The organism is Streptomyces sp. NPDC045026, from assembly GCF_056432625.1.
In genome coordinates this window covers 472456-489883 of record NZ_JBWKIS010000004.1, presented here as the reverse complement: position 1 = coordinate 489883, position 17428 = coordinate 472456, and the positions used below count along the sequence as shown (strand labels likewise).

The 17428-nt window shown below is 65.9% G+C and carries 21 protein-coding genes and 1 pseudogene; 21 read left to right on the top strand and 1 reads right to left on the bottom strand.

Annotation, left to right across the window (positions count from 1 at the left end; translation table 11 throughout):
• From AC07EJ_RS12860 to AC07EJ_RS12775, 18 genes are all read left to right on the top strand, one after another.
• A complete protein-coding gene (locus AC07EJ_RS12860; RefSeq protein WP_478884233.1) occupies positions 1–192 on the top strand; it encodes a hypothetical protein in 192 nt (63 codons plus the stop codon).
• Positions 192–2387, top strand: coding sequence for a hypothetical protein (locus AC07EJ_RS12855; RefSeq protein ID WP_478884232.1), 2196 nt, complete (start codon positions 192–194; stop codon positions 2385–2387). The genes AC07EJ_RS12860 and AC07EJ_RS12855 overlap by 1 nt, the downstream gene beginning before the upstream one ends.
• 62 nt (positions 2388–2449) lie before the next feature.
• Positions 2450–3493, top strand: coding sequence for a DUF5047 domain-containing protein (locus AC07EJ_RS12850; RefSeq protein WP_478884231.1), 1044 nt, complete (start codon positions 2450–2452; stop codon positions 3491–3493).
• The gene (locus tag AC07EJ_RS12845) at positions 3490–4068 is read left to right on the top strand and encodes a hypothetical protein (RefSeq protein WP_478884230.1); all 579 of its coding nucleotides are present in this window, start codon (positions 3490–3492) and stop codon (positions 4066–4068) included. Before AC07EJ_RS12850 ends, AC07EJ_RS12845 begins: the two co-directional genes overlap by 4 nt.
• 39 nt (positions 4069–4107) lie before the next feature.
• A complete protein-coding gene (locus AC07EJ_RS12840; protein ID WP_478884229.1) occupies positions 4108–4713 on the top strand; it encodes a hypothetical protein in 606 nt (201 codons plus the stop codon).
• Positions 4714–4780: 67 nt separating this feature from the next.
• A complete protein-coding gene (locus AC07EJ_RS12835) occupies positions 4781–5695 on the top strand; it encodes a peptidoglycan-binding protein LysM (RefSeq protein ID WP_478884228.1) in 915 nt (304 codons plus the stop codon).
• A complete protein-coding gene (locus AC07EJ_RS12830) occupies positions 5692–5991 on the top strand; it encodes a hypothetical protein (protein ID WP_478884227.1) in 300 nt (99 codons plus the stop codon). Before AC07EJ_RS12835 ends, AC07EJ_RS12830 begins: the two co-directional genes overlap by 4 nt.
• Positions 5992–8211 carry an SGNH/GDSL hydrolase family protein gene (locus tag AC07EJ_RS12825; protein ID WP_478884226.1) on the top strand — a complete coding sequence of 740 codons (2220 nt, stop codon included), beginning with the start codon at positions 5992–5994 and terminating at the stop codon, positions 8209–8211.
• A gap of 534 nt (positions 8212–8745) precedes the next feature.
• The gene (locus AC07EJ_RS12820; RefSeq protein ID WP_478884225.1) at positions 8746–9327 is read left to right on the top strand and encodes a deoxynucleotide monophosphate kinase family protein; all 582 of its coding nucleotides are present in this window, start codon (positions 8746–8748) and stop codon (positions 9325–9327) included.
• A 12-nt stretch (positions 9328–9339) separates the two neighbouring features.
• Entirely contained in the window at positions 9340–9585 is a 246-nt protein-coding gene (locus AC07EJ_RS12815; RefSeq protein ID WP_478884224.1) for a hypothetical protein, read from the top strand.
• Positions 9586–9706: 121 nt separating this feature from the next.
• Positions 9707–10333: a hypothetical protein gene (locus AC07EJ_RS12810; RefSeq protein WP_478884223.1), complete on the top strand. Its 627-nt coding sequence runs from the start codon at positions 9707–9709 to the stop codon at positions 10331–10333.
• A gap of 93 nt (positions 10334–10426) precedes the next feature.
• Positions 10427–11176, top strand: a complete 750-nt coding sequence (locus AC07EJ_RS12805; RefSeq protein WP_478884222.1) for a hypothetical protein — start codon at positions 10427–10429, stop codon at positions 11174–11176.
• Between the two features lie 241 nt (positions 11177–11417).
• Positions 11418–12221: a PD-(D/E)XK nuclease family protein gene (locus AC07EJ_RS12800; protein WP_478884221.1), complete on the top strand. Its 804-nt coding sequence runs from the start codon at positions 11418–11420 to the stop codon at positions 12219–12221.
• Positions 12218–12520, top strand: a complete 303-nt coding sequence (locus AC07EJ_RS12795; RefSeq protein ID WP_478884220.1) for a hypothetical protein — start codon at positions 12218–12220, stop codon at positions 12518–12520. Before AC07EJ_RS12800 ends, AC07EJ_RS12795 begins: the two co-directional genes overlap by 4 nt.
• Entirely contained in the window at positions 12517–12723 is a 207-nt protein-coding gene (locus AC07EJ_RS12790) for a hypothetical protein (RefSeq protein ID WP_478884219.1), read from the top strand. Before AC07EJ_RS12795 ends, AC07EJ_RS12790 begins: the two co-directional genes overlap by 4 nt.
• Before the next feature lie 305 nt (positions 12724–13028).
• Positions 13029–13226, top strand: a complete 198-nt coding sequence (locus tag AC07EJ_RS12785; RefSeq protein WP_478884218.1) for a hypothetical protein — start codon at positions 13029–13031, stop codon at positions 13224–13226.
• Positions 13223–13414: a hypothetical protein gene (locus tag AC07EJ_RS12780; RefSeq protein ID WP_478884217.1), complete on the top strand. Its 192-nt coding sequence runs from the start codon at positions 13223–13225 to the stop codon at positions 13412–13414. Before AC07EJ_RS12785 ends, AC07EJ_RS12780 begins: the two co-directional genes overlap by 4 nt.
• A complete protein-coding gene (locus AC07EJ_RS12775) occupies positions 13414–13596 on the top strand; it encodes a hypothetical protein (RefSeq protein ID WP_478884216.1) in 183 nt (60 codons plus the stop codon). Before AC07EJ_RS12780 ends, AC07EJ_RS12775 begins: the two co-directional genes overlap by 1 nt.
• Before the next feature lie 131 nt (positions 13597–13727).
• Here the strand turns inward: AC07EJ_RS12775 and AC07EJ_RS12770 are convergent.
• Positions 13728–14270: pseudogene (locus AC07EJ_RS12770) on the bottom strand (hypothetical protein); the annotation flags it as partial.
• 921 nt (positions 14271–15191) lie between these two features.
• Between AC07EJ_RS12770 and AC07EJ_RS12765 the strand changes: the two are divergent.
• From AC07EJ_RS12765 to AC07EJ_RS12755, 3 genes are all read left to right on the top strand, one after another.
• On the top strand, positions 15192–15761 hold the full coding sequence (locus tag AC07EJ_RS12765) for a hypothetical protein (protein ID WP_478884215.1): 570 nt from the start codon (positions 15192–15194) through the stop codon (positions 15759–15761).
• Positions 15762–16020: 259 nt separating this feature from the next.
• On the top strand, positions 16021–16767 hold the full coding sequence (locus tag AC07EJ_RS12760; protein ID WP_478884214.1) for a recombination directionality factor: 747 nt from the start codon (positions 16021–16023) through the stop codon (positions 16765–16767).
• Between the two features lie 99 nt (positions 16768–16866).
• A complete protein-coding gene (locus AC07EJ_RS12755; RefSeq protein ID WP_478884213.1) occupies positions 16867–17370 on the top strand; it encodes a DNA cytosine methyltransferase in 504 nt (167 codons plus the stop codon).
• Positions 17371–17428: the final 58 nt, after the last annotated feature.

The window sequence follows — 17428 nt, the reverse complement described above, 5'->3', positions numbered from 1 at the left end:
ATGGCCGACGAGACCGAAGAGCCGACAGGCGAGCCCGAGCCAGGCGGCGAAATGGTACCGCCCGTCGTCGCGTACGAGCCGGAGTATGTGGAGCCCGCTCCTGCGGATGTCCCCAGCACTCCGGAGAGTACCGACGGTTCGTCCATCGTGGGTGGCCCGACGTACCCGGCTCCGGGTGAGGTCGACGGCTGATGGCTATTGCTGGGAACCTACTGCCGGTCAACGCGGAGAGCATCGAGACAGATGCCTCCGCGTGGTCGACGCTGGTCAACGCAGGGTCCCTTGCGCGGGCGTCCTCAGGGACCCTTGGTGCGTTCTGCATGTCCTTCAAGGCAACGGCCGCAGGGGACAGTCAGGTCGGTCTCGTGACGCGCGTCGCTGTGACGGCGAACGCGGAGCACTGGGCGTGTGCCTCGATCTTCCCGCCGGGCATCGGAGCTCAGTCCCGGATCGAAATCCGCTGGTACAACGCCGGCGGGACACTGATCAGCACGACTCAGGGACCCGTGGTAACTGCACCCGCGGGGACGTGGCATCAAATCGCAGCCGTCGGAACGGCACCGGCAACTGCCGTTACGGCCAACGTGGTACTTCGCGTCACGGCGACGGCAGCGAATCAATCGTGGTTCGCAGACCGGATCTTCCTCGGTCTGACGACGCCATCAACGGGCAACCTCCTCCCGTTCAACACGGAGACGGTGGAGGCGGACACCTCCGGGTGGTTCGCCGCGACGAACTGCACGCTCGCCATCTCCTCAGCCGCGTACACGTGGTATCAGTCGCTCCTCATCACTTCGACGGCCGCGGGCGACGCCATGGCTCGCACGGCGCTCGCTCAGGCGCCGGCAGTCACGCCGGGGGTGGAGTACGTCGCGTACGCCTACGTCACTCCGAGCGTGGGCGGGCTGACGCTGAAGGCGCAGATCTATTGGCGTGACGCTGGCGGGACGGAGATAGGAACGTCCTCGGCAACGTGGACGCCACCGTCCGGGCAGTGGACGCGGGTCGTCGTCGCTGGCAAGGCACCGACCGGCGCAGCCGCCGCACGCATCGCCATCTCCCCAACTGCCACGGCCGCGGGACAGCAATGGGCCGTGGACCGGGCCGCACTGACTCCGGCGAGTGCGCTCATGGTGGCGGGCAACCTCATGCCGTACAACGTCTCTGATGTGGAGGTGGACACCAGCGGCTGGACAGTCACAGGCGCCACAGCCACACAGACCACAGAGCAAGTGCTAGACGGCGCCTACGCCATGAAGCTCGTTGCCACCGGCGGCGACATCGTGGTGACGACCGCGACGCCCATCACTCCCGTTCAGCCGGGACTCGGGTATCAGTTCGTCGCCTGTCACTATCGGCCCGGGACGAGGATCACACAGACCCGGATCGAGTGGCTGAATGCCGCAGGGGACGCCATCCGAACCCGTTGGCAGTCATGGGGTGGCACAGCCGGGAGTTCATGGGGCGTCATGACGATGGGGGACCTGGCGCCAGAGGGCGCGGTGTCCGCCCGGCTGAGCTACGTCGTCCCGGGTGCACCCGCGGGGGAAACCTGGTACGTCGACCGCGCCGAGTGGCGGATAGGTGGCCTGACTGTCCTCGCTGAGCCGGCGAGCGGACGAGGCGCGGCGATAGTGGTTCGTGGCCTCACCACGGGCGGCCCTACGTGGAAGTGGTCCCTGGAACGGATCGTTGCCGGCGAGCAGCCACAGCCCGTGCGGGGTTGGTCTGGGGACATCACCTCCCAAGTTCTCGCGGGCGACGTCGCGGTGATCACCGACTACGAGGCGCCGCTAGGGGTCCCGGTCCAATGGCGGGCAACGATCCAGGCGCCTACAGGGAGCCAGCGGCAGTCATTCACGTCCGACGCTCTGACGTTGGACGCGGAGACGCTGGACGTGTGGCTGAAAGATCCTGGGCTCCCTGCCCGTAGTTGCAGCGCCACGGTGCAGACGCTTCCCGACTGGCAGCGTTCCGCGCGACAGGGCGTGAATCAGGTGCGGGGACGAGCGCGCCCCATCGTCATTAGCGACGTGCGTACGTCGCGCACCGGCTCTCTCACTCTCGTGACCCACACGGAGGCGGAGCGGGATGCCCTGTGGTGGGTGCTCGACAGTGGGCGGACGCTGCTCCTTCAGTGGCCTCCCGGGTGGGGCGAGCGGGACGTGTATGTCTCCATCGGCGAAGTCACAGAGGCTCACATCACGGAGCTCGCTGAGCACAGTGACCGTGCGTGGACGCTGGCGCTGACGGAGGTGGACCGGCCCTTCGGCGGCATCGTCGGCAGTGCTGACCGCACTTGGCAGACGATCGCAGACTCCGGCAGCTCGTGGAGCGCAGTCCTGGCCGGCGCGACCACATGGCTCGACCTGTACACGGGGGCGTGATGCAGCCGATATCAGATCTGTTCCGTCAGGCACTCACGTCTTCACACCAGATCGTGACGCGGGTGGACGCCTACTACAACGGGCAGTTGACCGCGTCGGACATCCCCATCGCGGACGGGTCGGTGTCCGTCGACCGCGGGAGCAAGACCCGGCGCTCACTGTCCCTGACGGTGGCCGACGTCGGGTACCTCCCGTGGAAGGCGGACGACCCGCTCGCGGTCTACGGTCAGCGGCTCGTCGTCTCTCGCGGGATCCGTTTCACGCATGGCGACGAGATGGTCCCGCTCGGAACGTTCCGCATCGGAGAACCGAGCGGCGACGTCCACGAAGGCCCCGTGACGCTGACCGGTGTCACGGAGGAAGCGACGATCGCTGACGACTCGTTCATGGTGCCGACGTCGACGGCGGGCTACGGCAACTGCCTCCAGGCAATCGAGTTCCTGATCCGCCAGACAATCCCCGGCGCACCCATCGTCAATCTGACGTCCGATGGCCGCAATCCGGTGTGCCCCGTTGCCACTTGGGACGCGGGCAATGACCGGTGGGACGCTGTTATTCAGGTGGCAACGGCAATGCGGGCAGAGGTATTCGTCGACCCAATCGGACGTTTCTGCATCGTCGATCTTCCCGACCCGTTGACGTCTCCCGTTGTGTGGGACATCGCGGAAGGTGATGGAGGAACGCTCGTTTCTGCCTCTCGGCAGATGTCACGCACGGCCGTTTACAACGCCGTTGTGGTCTCAGGTGAGAACTCATCGTCGGACAGTGCACCCGTTGGCGCCGTTGCCTACGACAACGACCCCTCATCGCCGACGAGATGGAACGGGCCATACGGCAACATTCCCAAGCACTATTCCTCAGCGCTGCTCATCACGCAGGGGGATTGTCAGGCGGCAGCGAATTACATGCTGGCCGATCTGACGGCGCCGAATGTGCAGACGTCCATTTCGACGGTTCCCAATCCCGCATTGGAAGCCGGGGATTGCATCCGCGTCAGCTATGCGGGACGAAAGGAACTGTTCATCGCGCAGTCCTTCACCGTACCCCTGACCGCTGAAGCGGACTTCCCGATCACGCTCCGCGGAGGAAAGGAGGAGGTCGCATGACGAAGCGACTGGCGGACGCAGTCCAGCGCACCGCGCAACGCACAGTGACGCAGGGCAGCGCCGCGTGGCTACTGGCCACGGTGACCGCCTCCTACACCGACGGCACGTGCGACATCGTGACGGCCACGGGCCCTGTACAGCGCGTCAGGCGCCTGCGTAGCTACGGAGCACCGCAGGTGGGGGACCGGGTCAAGGTGGCCCGGAACCCCTCCGGGAACTGGGTGGTGGAGGACGCGACGGCCAACGCCGGCGACGCGTGGCAGCCGCTCGCTCTGCGCTCCGGATTCACGGCCAGCGGCACCGACGGTGACGCTCCGCCCATGTGCCGGCGTAGCTCTGACGGCCTCGTCCAGCTCTCCGGAATGATCACTCCGACGGGCCTGACGACGTCGGACTCCATCGTTATGGCGGACATGCCCGCAGGAATTCGCCCCCAGTTCCGGGGCGCCTGCATGTGCGTAGGAGATGCCGTCGCTGTGCGTATCTACATCAACCGCGACGGCACCGTCAGCGCGCGCCTGATTACCGGCTCGTCCCCGTCATGGGTTTCTCTCGACGGCGCACAGTGCCGCTAATCGACGCCCTGATAAAGCGAATTCGACTGAGGAGTCTCAATGCCTAAGAGTGACGGATACGCTCAGAACGTCCAATACCCAGTACTTGCCGACGCACCCAACATCGAAACAGCGCTCCAAACGCTCGTAAATGGCGTCGTTCCGCTGACCGTAATGAGGTTCGCCAACGCCAACGCCAGAGCGGCGGCACTCGTTGCCGGCTATCCCGCAGTTGCGGGGATGGTGACATACCTCGTTGCGGAAGACCGGTACGAGGGACGAATGCACGACGGGAGTTGGCAGCCGTTGACTCCGGGTCCGTGGCAGCCGCTGACGCTGAAGTCCGGGTTCTCCGTGCATTCCGGGTCACCCGGATATCGAGTGGTGAACGGATCGGTTCAGCTCCGCGGGCGCGTCAAGCGAACGAACAACGGCCAATTCTCCACCGGAACTGACTGGACATTCGCGACGCTGCCCGCGTCCGCCCTCCCCGCGACGTACTCCTACTGGGTCACGCCCGTGGAGATGGGCGCCGGCATCTACTACGGCCGGACGCAGCTCAACAGCGACACGGGAGAGCTGATGGTGCAGACCCCGCCCGGAGCAACGTCGACGACGAACGGGCTCAAGTGGAGCGGTCTGGACGGCTTGAGCTACAGCCTCTGACGCATACCGCAAGACATTCACGCCCCGCAGCGCCGGGGCCTTTTTCATGCCCTGGAGGGGATCACACATGGGTGAAATCTGGATCAAGGAAGCGGAGCGGCTGGGGGACGGCAGCATCGGCGGTGCGATGGACTCGCCGTCAGCGCAGGGCCGCGTCGTCTGGCACACCACGGAGAGCGGCCACGGGAACTCGTCCTTCACCAACGTGGGGAAGTACCTCGGTTCCATCGCTGCGGAGCCGCACATCCTCTACGACCCGACGACCGACAGGCTCGGGCAGTACGGCCCGCTGAACCAGAGCGCGCGAGCGCTGAAGAACGACGGCCTGACGAGGACGAACCGCACCGGGCGCGTTTGCATTCAGATCGAAGTCCTTGCTCGCGCGTCGACGCCGTTCACCGGCTACTGGAAGCCAGGCCCGAACTTCCAGGCGCTCATGCGCGCCATCCGCTCGTGGGGCGTTCCGGACTCTTTCCCCATGGGGACGCCGGCTGCAACCTCGTCCGCGACGAAGCGCAACCGCACCACGTGGGCGACGAAGGGCGGGCACTACGGACACTGCAACGTGCCGGGTAACGACCACTGGGACCCGGGCGCGATCTCGACGGCAGCCCTCTTCAAGGCGGCGCCGAAGGAGTCGGCCCCTGCGCCGTCGAAGCCTTCCACCCCGGCGAAGCCGTCGACGAAGCCGACCGTCTCGCTCGCGCACATCCTGGCCGCACGGAAGGCGGATGTACCCGCGCCGACCGGCCACACCACGTACCCGGCAGAGGTCAATGTCGTGGAGGCCGCGTTGAAGGCGGAAGGCTTCCTCTCCTCGACCTACGCGAGCGACGGTTCGTGGGGGACGAGCACTGACGCCGCGTACGACGAGTTCCGGCGCAAGGTCATGAAGCTGTCCGGCGCCGATGCGGCCGGAGCCCCTGGCTTGGAGTCCCTGAAGAAGCTCGCCTCTCGCCACAACTTCACGGCGAAGGCGTGAGCCCTGAAGTCCTCGTCTCCCTGATCACGGCTGCGTCTGTCATAGGCGCGGCCGTGATCGCGGCTGTCCCGGCACTGCTCGCTCTTCAGCGGCGCATGACGGGGGCCGTGGAGGCACAGGGGACCGTCACCCGCGACCACCTGAACGAACTGAAGCGCGGCATCGATACGCGCATTGACGACGTCCGCGACGACATCGACGGCGTCCGCGAGGACATCACGCACGTGCGCGAGTGGCAGGCAGCCCACGACGCGGAGCACCTGCTTATAGGCCGTCAGCCACCACGAGGAGAGTAAATGCCCGCAATTCCACCCGGCATCACCTCCGTGATCCTCACGGGCCGGTACATCCGCCCCGACGGAACGCCCCTGCGCGGCACGCTGAAGGTCTCGCCGCCCGCGTCGCTCACGTTCCCGAGTGCCGACACGATCAGCACTGGCGCCGCCTCGATCCCGCTGGACGAGAACGGCGCCTTCAGCGTCGCTCTGATAGCCACGGATCAGCCGGGCATGAGCCCCGCGGACTGGACGTATCAGGTCGAGGAGACGTTCAGCCAGGCGGAGGGGCGGACGTACTCCATCAAGCTCCCGTCGACGGCTCCCGTCGTCGACATCGCCGACATCGCCCCGACGGATCCAGACCATGGGGACTACGTCCTCGTCCCGGGGCCGGCGGGTCCCGCAGGGTCGCAGATGTACAGCGGCACCGGAGCGCCTCCCGGCGCGACGGGCGTCAACGGGGACTACTGGATCGACACCACGACCGGGGCCGTGAAGCTCTACGGTCCGAAGGCCGCGGGCGCCTGGCCGTCAACCGGCGTCGCTCTCGGTGGCGGCTCCAGCGCCGTGACCTCCGTCAACACGCAGACGGGAGCGGTGAATCTGACAGCCGCGGACGTCGGCGCGTACCCCGCGACCGGGGGGACGCTGAACGGCTCTTTGACTGCTACCGCGGGTCTGCGGGTGAACACCGCGGACGTGAACGTGAACGCAATCATCACGGATAGCCCGGCTGGCTCCTCTGCTCGCGTCGCCGTGATGCGCGTGGGCGGCGTCGATAAGTTCTCGCTTAACTCCAGCGGTGACCTGACGATCCCCGGCGGCGCCAATACCGGTGGGACGAGCACGTTCCCGAACATTCGACTCGGCAGCACCTCCGCCAACTTGGGAGGCGCGGCGGGCGGCGCACTGGCCATCCCCAATGTCACGACCGCCCCGACGTCGAACCCGACCGGCGGCGCCGTGGTCTACGTGGAGGGTGGTGTCCTGAAGGTCCGGCAGTCCGACGGCACTACGGTGCCCGTCGTGAACGCCCTCACGCAGACTGCGGCCGACCTCCGGTACCCGCTCCAGACCCGCAGTGCCCGCATGGACAAGGGCATTTATGTCCCGCCCGGCTGGGGCGCCAACTGGCGGGCGAAGAGGGACGCAGCGGGAAGCGCTCAGGCGAAGATTGCAGTCGTCGGTGGCAGCGCAAGCCAGGGCTTCTACGCTTCCAACCCCCACACGAAGAGTTGGCCCGGCGTCGTACGGACCGCGCTCCAGTCGGCCTACGGCGACGGCGGATCGGGCTTCATGTCCTCGTCCATGTCGTCGACGGTCCTCAGCGCCAGTGATGCTGCGGCCCTAGCCGCGTGGACGTCAGCCGGCGCAGTGATCGGGCAAACGGGCGCGTGGCTCCAGGGAGGAAGCAAGTTCGGCCCCGGCATCAACTACCTGTACGCCGACACGACGAGCGCCTCCCTGACATTCACCGTCCGGGGCACGACGGCCAAGATCTACACCGTGAGTGGCGGAGGCGCACGAGCTGCCTTCACGTATCAGATCGACGGCGGCACGGCCGTGAGCGTTGCTGACTCCGGCAGTCCCGCGTCGAACATTCAGGTCACGACGATCACGGGGCTGTCGAACGCCTCGCACGCAGTCAAGATCACGTGGGCCGGGACGGCGACGGGGACGGGACAGAACCTGAGCGTCTGCGGCGTCAGCGGCGAGAACTCCACCGGCATCATCGTGCACAACCTGGCGTTGGCCGGCGCGGCGTCCGCCAGCTATGCCAACAACGCGACCACGGCACTCAACTCCACGTACAACGGAGGCGTTGACTTCCCCGCGGACCTCGTCATCTTCACCGCCGGCCCGAACGACGCGACGGCCAACACGACGGGCGATCAGTGGGCCGCGAACGTGGCGAAGTACCTGAAGGCTGTCCGCGACACGGGGACGGCCAACGGATCCACTGACGTCATGTTCCTACTGCCGCACCTCGGCACTCACGACGTCACGAACTTCAAGTACCAGGACTACGCGCGGGCAGCGCTCGCCCTGGCCCACACGTACAACGCGGCGTTCGTCGACATGTGGACCATCGGCAACAACTCGTGGCAGGCGTGGAACTCGCTGGGCTACTGGGGGACGAGCGCCGGAACCGGCGCCGCAGGTACGGACTCTGTGCACCTGTCGGACGCCGGCTTCGCGTTCATGGCTAACCAGATTCTCCCGATCCTGACGGCGTAGGCGACGACTCGTCGCCCCGGTTCCTCCAGGCACGCCGTGCGCGGTGCCAGGACTCGAAGAGGTCGGGGAGGGCATCGAGGAAGCCCTTCATGCAGAAGAGGGCGACTGCGAGAACTCCGAACGCCCCAAGCAGCCACAGAGTGATGTCGTCACTCACCGGTTCTGAACCCTTCAGTGGAGGGCGGCCGAACAGGGTCGCAGCGGGCAGACCTCAGCTCGACCACCACGAATGTCGTGTTGGCATAGAGCTGAGGCTCTGCCGACGTCAGAACTCCAGTGGCTGCGTGGCTAGCGCGGCTGAGCCATCCTCCGATTTACATCAAGTTTCAGAGACTCACCCCTGCAAGGGCTCACCCGCTTCGTCGGCTGCGGGCTCTCTTGAACGCGGTTGACTGCGGCACGTTGAGTCCGCTGGGCAGAGTAACAGGCCTCAACGCGAGGGAGGTTGGGCTCCCATAGAAGTCGACACCCCGCGTCACAGCCCGCCGTCTCCGGCCCATTACCCCTCTGACAGCACCTGGAGGAGGAGACGGCATGGGAAACATCGGCATCATCGGCCGCGCACGGGTCGGCAAGGACACGGCGGGGGAGTGGCTCGTCGACAAACGCGGATACCGGCGGCTCGGGTTCGCGGACCCGCTGAAGGAAGCAGCGTTGCGGCTGGATCCGTACACCGACGCGGAGAACAGCAACGAGCGTCTTTCTGAGCTGGTGAAGGTCGTCGGATGGGAGCACGCCAAGGACCAGTACCCCGAAGTCCGCCGCGTCCTCCAGGAGCTGGGCGCCTCAATCCGCGCCATCGACCCGGAGTTTTGGCTCCGTACCGCCCTGAAGAAGGTGACGGCCGCGAACGAGGCCGGCGTCCCCTGCGTGATCACCGACGTCAGGTACCCGAACGAAGCGAAGAGTCTGCGCCGCGCGGGCTTCCACCTGATCTACATCGACCGCCCCGGCGTTCCCCAACTCGACCACGAGTCGGAAGGGGCGCTGACGCAGAGGGACGCGGGATACGCCGTCGTCAACGACGGCGACATCTCCAAGTTGCATGCCCACATGGCCACGATCGCAGACGACGTCTGCGGCATCGAGTCCCGTCGCCACGCTAACCGCCTCTAACGAAAGGCACTCATGAAGCAGATCCTCGCGCAGCTCCGAGCGCTTCCCCTCCGGGCCTACGTTCGGCTCCAGGTCTTCGCTGCGACGGAGCCTGTCCGCATGCGGGCGCTGCTCCTGTCGCTCTTCGGCGCCCTGGCCGTCTTCGTCCCCGCCCTGGCGAACCAGAACGCCGCGCAGATGCTGGCCAGCGTCGGCGTCGTAGCTCTCCCCATCCTCGTGGGGGAGTCGACGCGAGACAGGGTGACGCCAGTCGAGTAGTACCCCGAAGCCCCCGTCTTCCTGGTAGCCAGGAGGGCGGGGGCTTTTTGCGTTTCCGTTGCGTAAAGCGATTCACGGAGGAGTTGTGTCGGCCGCCATAACTCACGTAGCGTCCTGCCCCATGCCGACAACACCTGGCCCCTTGCTCCAGGCGCTCGATGCGCTGTGGACGACGCTAAGGGCTGACCACCCAGAGCTGCCAGCCGCACAGATTGCCGTGTCCCCCCTGCCTCCGAGAGCGGACCACGGCCCCGAGCGATGGGTGTGGGTGGACGAGGGAATCGTGTCGGGCCTCGTCGTCAGCGCGGAGACCCTGGCTGCCGGCCCGGCAGACGTCGTGACGTTCCTCCGACACGAGGCGGCGCACCTTCTGTGCTGGCGCAGGGACGTCAAGGACACCACGATGCGCGGCAGCTACCACAACGCCTCCTACCTGGCGGCTGCGGAGGAGGTCGGGCTCCAGTGGCCGGAGGGCATGGAGCGCGTAAAGGGACGTGGCTACAGCGTCCCGGAACTCACCCCCGAATCCGCAGCGGCACACAGCGCGGACATGGAGGCGCTGGCGGCAGCGATCCCGCTCGTCCTCCCGCACCTGACGGTGGCCGCCACAGCGTCACAGCCGCGACGATCGCGGATCACTTTGGAGTGTCAATGCAAGCCGACGCCGCGACGCGTTCAGGTAGCGCCTACCGTCGCTGAGCTGGGCGGAATCACCTGCGACGTCTGTGGGGCACGGTTTACGTCGTGATCAATGTCCGGCGTAAGGTCTGGCTAAGGCAAGTACTTCACGGTAGCCTGTCGCCGAATGCCGTCGCTGTGAGAGGTCCCAATGAGTCAAGACGTGGCACGAACGCGTAGGGCTGAGCCCGTCCGCGTCGACGCTGAGGGTCTTCCCGCATTGCAGCTAGAGGACATTCAGGAGGAGTCGGACGCTCAGCTCCACGCCCGCGGAATCGCGTACAGCCGCGAGTACGCCCGCGTGGAGGGGCAAGCGACCGTCCTCCTGAAGAACCTTGCGACGGTCATCCTGGCTATCCGCCGCAGGCATGACGACTGGCTCGGGCGCACACACGAGTACCGGCAGGAAGTCGCGGAGATGTACCGCGCCGCTGGCCTGGCGGACGACCAACTCACCCGGACACAGAACTCCGTCCGCTACCACGTCGGCAACCTGTTGCGTCAGACGCTGACCCCGCGCCAGCTTCAGCGGCTCGAACTACTCGACACGTCCCCGCTGGAGCGCTTGCAGGACGCCCGCGCCACGAACGCCGCGATCCTGAAGGCGACGAAGGCCAGTGCTGACGCCGCCACTTCCACGCCCAAGCCGGCCAAGAGCGGCGGACGGAAGTCGGGCAAGGGGAAGTCAGAGGTCGAAGGGGTCACGGAGAAGGGGCTCGCTGTCAGGGCGACCGCTGACAACCTCCGTTTGGCCACCGTCGCCCACAACATCGTGAGCCAGTTGGACGCGGATGTCGTCACCCGCGACATGACCGACGGCCAGCGCGCCAAGCTTGATGAGGAGTTGGCCGCGCTTCAGAAGGAGATCACGGCACTCCGCAGGCTCACGCGAAAGCCCAAGGCAGGGGCCTGATCGTCCTCCCCGTCAGCCGCCACCACGCCAAACCTGCGGCCAAAGTGTCAAACTAACCCCTTATTTCCATAACTCTCTAACACGCGTTAAGGGTTTTGGAAATAAGGGGTTAGTTCGCGTTTTTGGCTCAGGTCTGGCCGCGGGGGAGGAGGCAGAACCCGGCTGACGATCGGCGTCACATCGCGCTTCCTCCGGCCCATAACTCCAGTGTCAGAACGAACGCACCGACACAGGAGGCCACATGGCCGGAGTAAACACGATCAAGCGGGGTGGCTCCCGCTTCTACATCGATCCGGACGACGGGGACATTAAGGTCCCGGGCGTGACGTCGGTGGGTGGCATGCTGCCGAAGGACTTCCTCACCTTCTGGGCGGCGAAGGAAGCGGCGGAGGCGGCCGTGAAGAACTGGGACATCGTCTCTGAGCTCGTCCAGCGCGACCCCGCCGGCGCCGTCGACTACCTGAAGAACGCGCACCGGCGGAAGACGAAGGCCGCGTCCGATCTGGGCAGCGCCGCTCACGACCTCTTCGAGCGCCTGGCGCGCGGTGAGGTCATCAACGACAGGCACTTGCACATCGACGTGAAGCCTCACGTCAGGTGGTTCAGGGAGTTCCTTCAGGAGATCCAGCCGGAGTTCCTCCACCTGGAAGAGACCGTCTGGAGCGACGCCCACCACTACGCGGGCAGCTTCGACGCCATCGCGAAGGTAGACGGGGAGGTCGTCGTCCTGGACTGGAAGACGTCGAAGTCGGTCTACGACTCCGTGGCTCTCCAGCTCTCCGCGTACCGCTACGCAGACCGCATCATCCTGGCGGAGGACGGCACGTCCATCCCCATGCCTGAGACGGTCGGCGGCGCCGTCCTCCACGTCCGTCCGGAGGGCTGGGCGTTCGTCCCGGTCAAGTGCGACCGGAGCGTCTTCGACACCTTCCTCCACCTGCGCGGCGTCTTCGACTGGGAGGCCGGCGGGAAGAAGGAGGTCGTCGGGAAGCCCATCGCCAAGGGTGGAGAGGCGCAGACCGGCACTCAGAGGCGGGCCGCATGACGGCGCTGGAGCGTGCGCGGGATTACTTCGACCGTATCGATGCCCGGTCAGGTTCCGATGACACCGTGAACCTGACTGCCACCGTTGGCGCGCTGCTCGGTGCGCTGGAGACGCACGAGGGGATGGGCGAGCACACGTCAGTGCCGCCCGCCATGTCTCGTGTGGAGGCCCTGAAGATGGCGCGCGAGCACGTCGAAGCCATGAGTACCAACTCCCGCGGCTATCAGGACGGCGTGAAGCTGTCCGACAAGGTCCAGGCCATGGACGCGTTCGCACGATTTCTGATGGGGGAAGCGTGAAACGACTCGCGCCCCAACTCGCGGCAGTCATGGTCCTGACGCTCCTCTTCGCGAGCCTCTTCCTCCTCGCGTCCTGCGGCCCCGCGGACTCCGGCCCGTCGACGTCCGTGGAGATCGACGTCGATCACCACAAGCAGCCGAGGACGAAGGCGCCTGCCTACCGCAAGCCGGCGACGCCGCCGCGCATGACGAAGAGGAGATGACGTGGGGGACCCGCTCAGAGCCACGGAAGAGGAGATGCGGGACCCCGCATTCTGTTGGACCTGCGGCCGTAAGTGCGGCTCGCAGCCTCACAAGTAGGGAGCCCTGATGTTGGAGGAGGGACCGACGGAAGTGTCTGGAGTCCGTGGGGAGGCCGAGTGCCCGTGCGCCCACGACGACACGGAGGACTACCCGTGTCAGGAATGCGGCGCTGACGTGTAGCGCCAGTCACACACGCATTACTCAGCCCCCGGTTGCTTCGGCGCCGGGGGCTTTCGGCGTGTAACCACACGAGAGGAGAGGCCCCGTGTTCAAGGGCGGAACCACCATCCACACGGCCGACGGCTCGTCGGTAAACATCACCCCGCGCGGCATCGAGTTCGACCTCCACGTCCGTAACGCGAAGGGCGAGACCATCGCCACGGTGGAGATGACTCAGGACGACGTCGACGCCCTGTACGAGGAGCTGGACGAGCACACCACGGTTGAGTGGGAGGCCGCGTGAGCGCCCGGGAGACGCTCGAAAACCTCTGGGACCGGGCGACGCCCGTTGGGCCGCTGCTTGACGCATACGCGCACGAGTTGGCGGAGAAGATCCGCGAGGCGGACCGGGCGGTCTCGTTCTCTGACGCGTTCTACGTCGGGACCGGCATGCGTGACGCCGCAGACCTGATCGACCCGGAGGTGCCGTGATGGCGCTCCGCATTGGCACCGTGCACGCCCTGGCCGTGGTCGAGGCGGGAGCGTGCTACATGGGCCGCGACTCCCGCGGAAACCTCCCCATCCCGCGGGAGTTGGCGACGTTGCTCGTCGCCCTGACAGAGGAAGTCGCGCGACTGAGCGCGCGCGTGAAGGAACTGGAGGTAAGGCGGTGAAGTACCGCAACGCGAACGGCACTGTCTGGGAAGAGAACCACCGGGGCCGGAACAGCCAGGTCAGAGGGGCCGCTTCAGATAACTAGCTATATCGTGACAGGGCGTTGAGATGATCCATCTTCGACGTCAGCCAGCCAAGCAGTCAGCGGCCCGTTCTTCGCTGCACCGGTCACCTGGCGAAATCCCTCAGCAGGGATGCCCGTGAACCCGTGCCGCACAGTCCCTTGGTACACGGAGTCGGAGACACACAGGGCGAGATCACCATTGCGCTCACTCAGCGATGCCCGCAGAAATTCGGCGTCCAGTAGCCGACAAGCATCGTTGAGGTCGGAACCGACCCACCCGTCGTGCTCGTCGACCGCCACGTCTCCCGTTGCGAGTACCGCCCGCAGCCTGAGCTGTGCCGAGTGCGACGCCATCCGGTTCACTGCGCGAAGTTGTGTTGGCACCTCGGCGAGTAGGGCGCGCAGTAGTGCGGTCAGCGAGGCGTTGGCGTCGATAAGCTCAATGATCGAGTCGCCTCGGTCGGCGCGCAGCCGCTGCGTCTCTCCGATGCCCGCACTGTCCAGTGTCAGGTCGGTGATGTCGTAGAGCATGCGCCGAAGATAAGCCTGCTCGACGTCGTCGCGGTCGCTGTACTTCTCGATGTCGAGCAGCAGGATCGTGCGGCCCACGGAGGCGGACGCGAGCTCGGCCGATGGTGCCGCCGCAACCAAAGGCGGTGCCTCCACGGCTGCATGCATCCAAAGGCCATGCATGCCGATGCGCTCATGCGATGCCGTGAGAACCGGTGCCTTGGAGGCGAGGATCTCGACCAACGCCTCCACAACATGCCATTGCGGAAAGCGCGTACTGCAGAAGGCATCGTGAATCGAACTGCGAGAAATTCCAGCCCCGTTCAGCATTCGGGCCATCACGCTAAGGCTGGGACGGCCGGCCTGCAGGTGCAGGTGATGGAGGGCATCGTTCAATGCACGGCGCCCACCGTCAGCCAGATCTGGCTTCCGAAGTACCCCCGGTCTGCCCACGCCCGCCCCTCCGTCCAAGACCGTCCAGAACTGTCCAACAGCATGTCATCTCAGCCGAACTCAGATGGCGGCATCCGTAGATGTTCGGGGCTGGCCTCTACCTGTCCAACGGGTCATCGCCCGCGGTGATGCTTGACGCCACGCTCGGAGGAGCCGGGCGGTACAGGGGAGGGCAGAGCATTATGTGGACTAAGAAGACAGCCCGACGGCTTGCGAACACGGCGTTGTTTGCGGTGATCCGCGGTGCCGCCACTGCGGCGGGCGGAGCGGTGGTGGCTGGCGGTGTGTGGTGGTTGCAGCACCGCTAGAGCTTCGGCGACAGTGGCGACGAGGCACCGCCCTCGGGTGAAGAGGGCGGTGCCGATCTCGTCGGTAAGGCACTCAGCTGCGCCAGAGTTCACCTCCGGAGATAGCTCCGCCACCGCGACGACCCGACGGCGCTGCCTTGCGTCAACTGCCGCGGGAGCAAGCCATGTTCTGACCCTCTACGAACCGCGCGAGGGGGGTCCTACTAGCGAGAAGGAGGAACTGACTCCCGCGGCGCCCCGGCCCTGCTTGGATGTTGGTATGAGCGAGGCATTCTATGCGCTGGTGGGCGCGGCAGTTGGCGGTGTGATCGGCGTCTTCGGAACGATCGGTGCCGCATGGATGGCAGGTCGGGATCAAAAGCGCAACCAGCACGACCAGTGGCGCCAACAGGTGCGGAGGGATGCCTACGTCCTGTTCATCACACGCTCCTCTGAGGCCAACCGTGCTTGCAAGGCGGCTCATGAAGCGATTCGCGACGGTCGTGACGACGCGGTCACTCTCTTCGAACAAGCCAGAGTCAGCGTCCAGTTGATCGATGAGACTGAGGCCGCCGTGCTACTGGCGGGGCCCCAAGAAGCTGAGTTTGCCGCCGGAGACGTCGGCGATAACTTGCGAGCTTGGGTGTGGTGGCTGTCGAACTTGAATGACTCTTCGGCTGTCATGACTTTGAGGAGGCAGGCATCAAGCCGTGCAGATCAGGCTGCCGAGTCAGTTCTAGATGGGATCGACGACTTTGCCTGGCGGTGCCGCAAGATACTCGACAAGCGTGATCCGGAATTCGACCCGGAGGTAGGACGGCACCCACTAGTGCGAGTCGCTTCGCCTTGACTGCACCGAGCGCCGGCAGGAGCACGACCGTTACCGCCTGGCCTGGCTCGCTGCCCGCCGGCGTGCCGCGGATGAGGCCAACTTCGGCATGGAAGCGCTGGAGCTGAAGGCCGCAGTGGTCGCACGCCTGAAGTCGGATCTCCGTGAAACGACTCGCGAACCTCGCGTCACATCCGACGACGGCCGACCCATTACAGAGATGTAAGGCCGAACGGCCAAGCACACCACCGCACACACCAGCTACGAGAGGCACTCACGTATGGGCAACCACCTGCGCAAGATCTGGGACGCTGACCCCGACGCCGCTCCGAAGGAGCGCACCAACTTCGCTGACGATGTCGTCGGGCGCTTCCGCTCCGGCCGCCTCGTGAACCTGGGAGGCAAGGACGTCCCCGAGTCGCTGAACGAGTGGCGGGTGACGACCGGAGATCCGTCCGTCGCCGCGAAGATCGCGGAGCTTCTGGGCGGTGAGGCTGAGGAGTGGGAGACGGACAAGGAAGACAACCTCCAGATCCTGACGGACTCCCCGACCGTCTCCATCGTCATCGAGATGGACGGCGTGGACGCCTCGTTCAAGCAGTTCGTACCCGGCGCGGGCATGACGCACCACTGCGACGGCTTCGAGTACCTGTCGCCCGAGGAGGACAAGGGGACGCCATGCGGCTGCCCCTCGCTGATCGCTGAGCGGAAGCTGAAGGCTCAGCAGATGCGCGGCCCGAAGCCGTCCGTCGACGTGAAGTTCCGGATGTCGGAGGCGCCGGACCTCGGCATCTTCCGCTTCAATTCCGGCAGTTGGAAGCTCGTCGAAGTCCTCGGCCCGCTCTTCGCGGAGCTGGACAAGCACGCCGGCCAGGCGGTGCGCGCGACACTCACGATTGAGAACGTGACATTCACGCCGCAGAAGGGTCCGCGTGCTGGCCAGGAGGTCAGCTACAACAAGCCGGTGATCAAGATCCTCGGTGCCTACGAGGCCGCGGAGACGGCGGACCTGGCGAAGGCCGCCTAGCACCACCCCACCACGCAGAACGCCCGCTCCTCCCGAATTGCGGTCGGGAGGGGCGGGCGCTTTCACGAGTCTACGCACACTGAAGGAGACCGATGCCCCATGCCGATCCTGGAACTCTGCGCCGGTTACGGCGGACTGGGAATCGCGGTTGAAGCCCTGACGGGCGACAAAGTCACCGTCGTCGCGGAGGTTCACGGAGCTGCCTGCCGAGTCATGGCGCACCGCTTCCCCGACGCCCCCAACATCGGCGACGTCAGGTTCCAGAACTGGGGCGCGCTGATGGACGAGGAGATCGACACCATCACGGCGGGCTTTCCCTGCCAGGACATCAGCAACGCGGGACGCCGGGAGGGAATCAAGGGTGAGCGCTCCGGAATCTGGTTCAACATCGCCGACGGGATACGGGTTCTTCGACCGCGACACGTCTTCCTGGAGAACGTGGGAGCACTCCGAAATCGGGGACAAAGCCACGTGCTCCGTTCGCTTCACGAGATCGGGTACAGCGCTTCGTGGCTATCTCTACGAGCTTCCGACATCGGGGCTCCGCACCATCGCGACCGGTGGTTCTGCTACGCCACACCTTCCGACGCCGACGGTAGCTGACGCGACCCGCGGGCCGGACTTCGCGAAGAGGGAACGGGAGGGCTCGGGCGGTGATGAC

Coding starts and splice junctions, on each gene's coding strand:
- AC07EJ_RS12860 (WP_478884233.1), top strand. CDS start 1: ATGGCCGACGAGACCGAAGAGCCGACAGGCGAGCCCGAGCCAGGCGGC.
- AC07EJ_RS12855 (WP_478884232.1), top strand. CDS start 192: ATGGCTATTGCTGGGAACCTACTGCCGGTCAACGCGGAGAGCATCGAG.
- AC07EJ_RS12845 (WP_478884230.1), top strand. CDS start 3,490: ATGACGAAGCGACTGGCGGACGCAGTCCAGCGCACCGCGCAACGCACA.
- AC07EJ_RS12840 (WP_478884229.1), top strand. CDS start 4,108: ATGCCTAAGAGTGACGGATACGCTCAGAACGTCCAATACCCAGTACTT.
- AC07EJ_RS12835 (WP_478884228.1), top strand. CDS start 4,781: ATGGGTGAAATCTGGATCAAGGAAGCGGAGCGGCTGGGGGACGGCAGC.
- AC07EJ_RS12825 (WP_478884226.1), top strand. CDS start 5,992: ATGCCCGCAATTCCACCCGGCATCACCTCCGTGATCCTCACGGGCCGG.
- AC07EJ_RS12820 (WP_478884225.1), top strand. CDS start 8,746: ATGGGAAACATCGGCATCATCGGCCGCGCACGGGTCGGCAAGGACACG.
- AC07EJ_RS12815 (WP_478884224.1), top strand. CDS start 9,340: ATGAAGCAGATCCTCGCGCAGCTCCGAGCGCTTCCCCTCCGGGCCTAC.
- AC07EJ_RS12810 (WP_478884223.1), top strand. CDS start 9,707: ATGCCGACAACACCTGGCCCCTTGCTCCAGGCGCTCGATGCGCTGTGG.
- AC07EJ_RS12800 (WP_478884221.1), top strand. CDS start 11,418: ATGGCCGGAGTAAACACGATCAAGCGGGGTGGCTCCCGCTTCTACATC.
- AC07EJ_RS12795 (WP_478884220.1), top strand. CDS start 12,218: ATGACGGCGCTGGAGCGTGCGCGGGATTACTTCGACCGTATCGATGCC.
- AC07EJ_RS12775 (WP_478884216.1), top strand. CDS start 13,414: ATGGCGCTCCGCATTGGCACCGTGCACGCCCTGGCCGTGGTCGAGGCG.
- AC07EJ_RS12765 (WP_478884215.1), top strand. CDS start 15,192: ATGAGCGAGGCATTCTATGCGCTGGTGGGCGCGGCAGTTGGCGGTGTG.
- AC07EJ_RS12760 (WP_478884214.1), top strand. CDS start 16,021: ATGGGCAACCACCTGCGCAAGATCTGGGACGCTGACCCCGACGCCGCT.
- AC07EJ_RS12755 (WP_478884213.1), top strand. CDS start 16,867: ATGCCGATCCTGGAACTCTGCGCCGGTTACGGCGGACTGGGAATCGCG.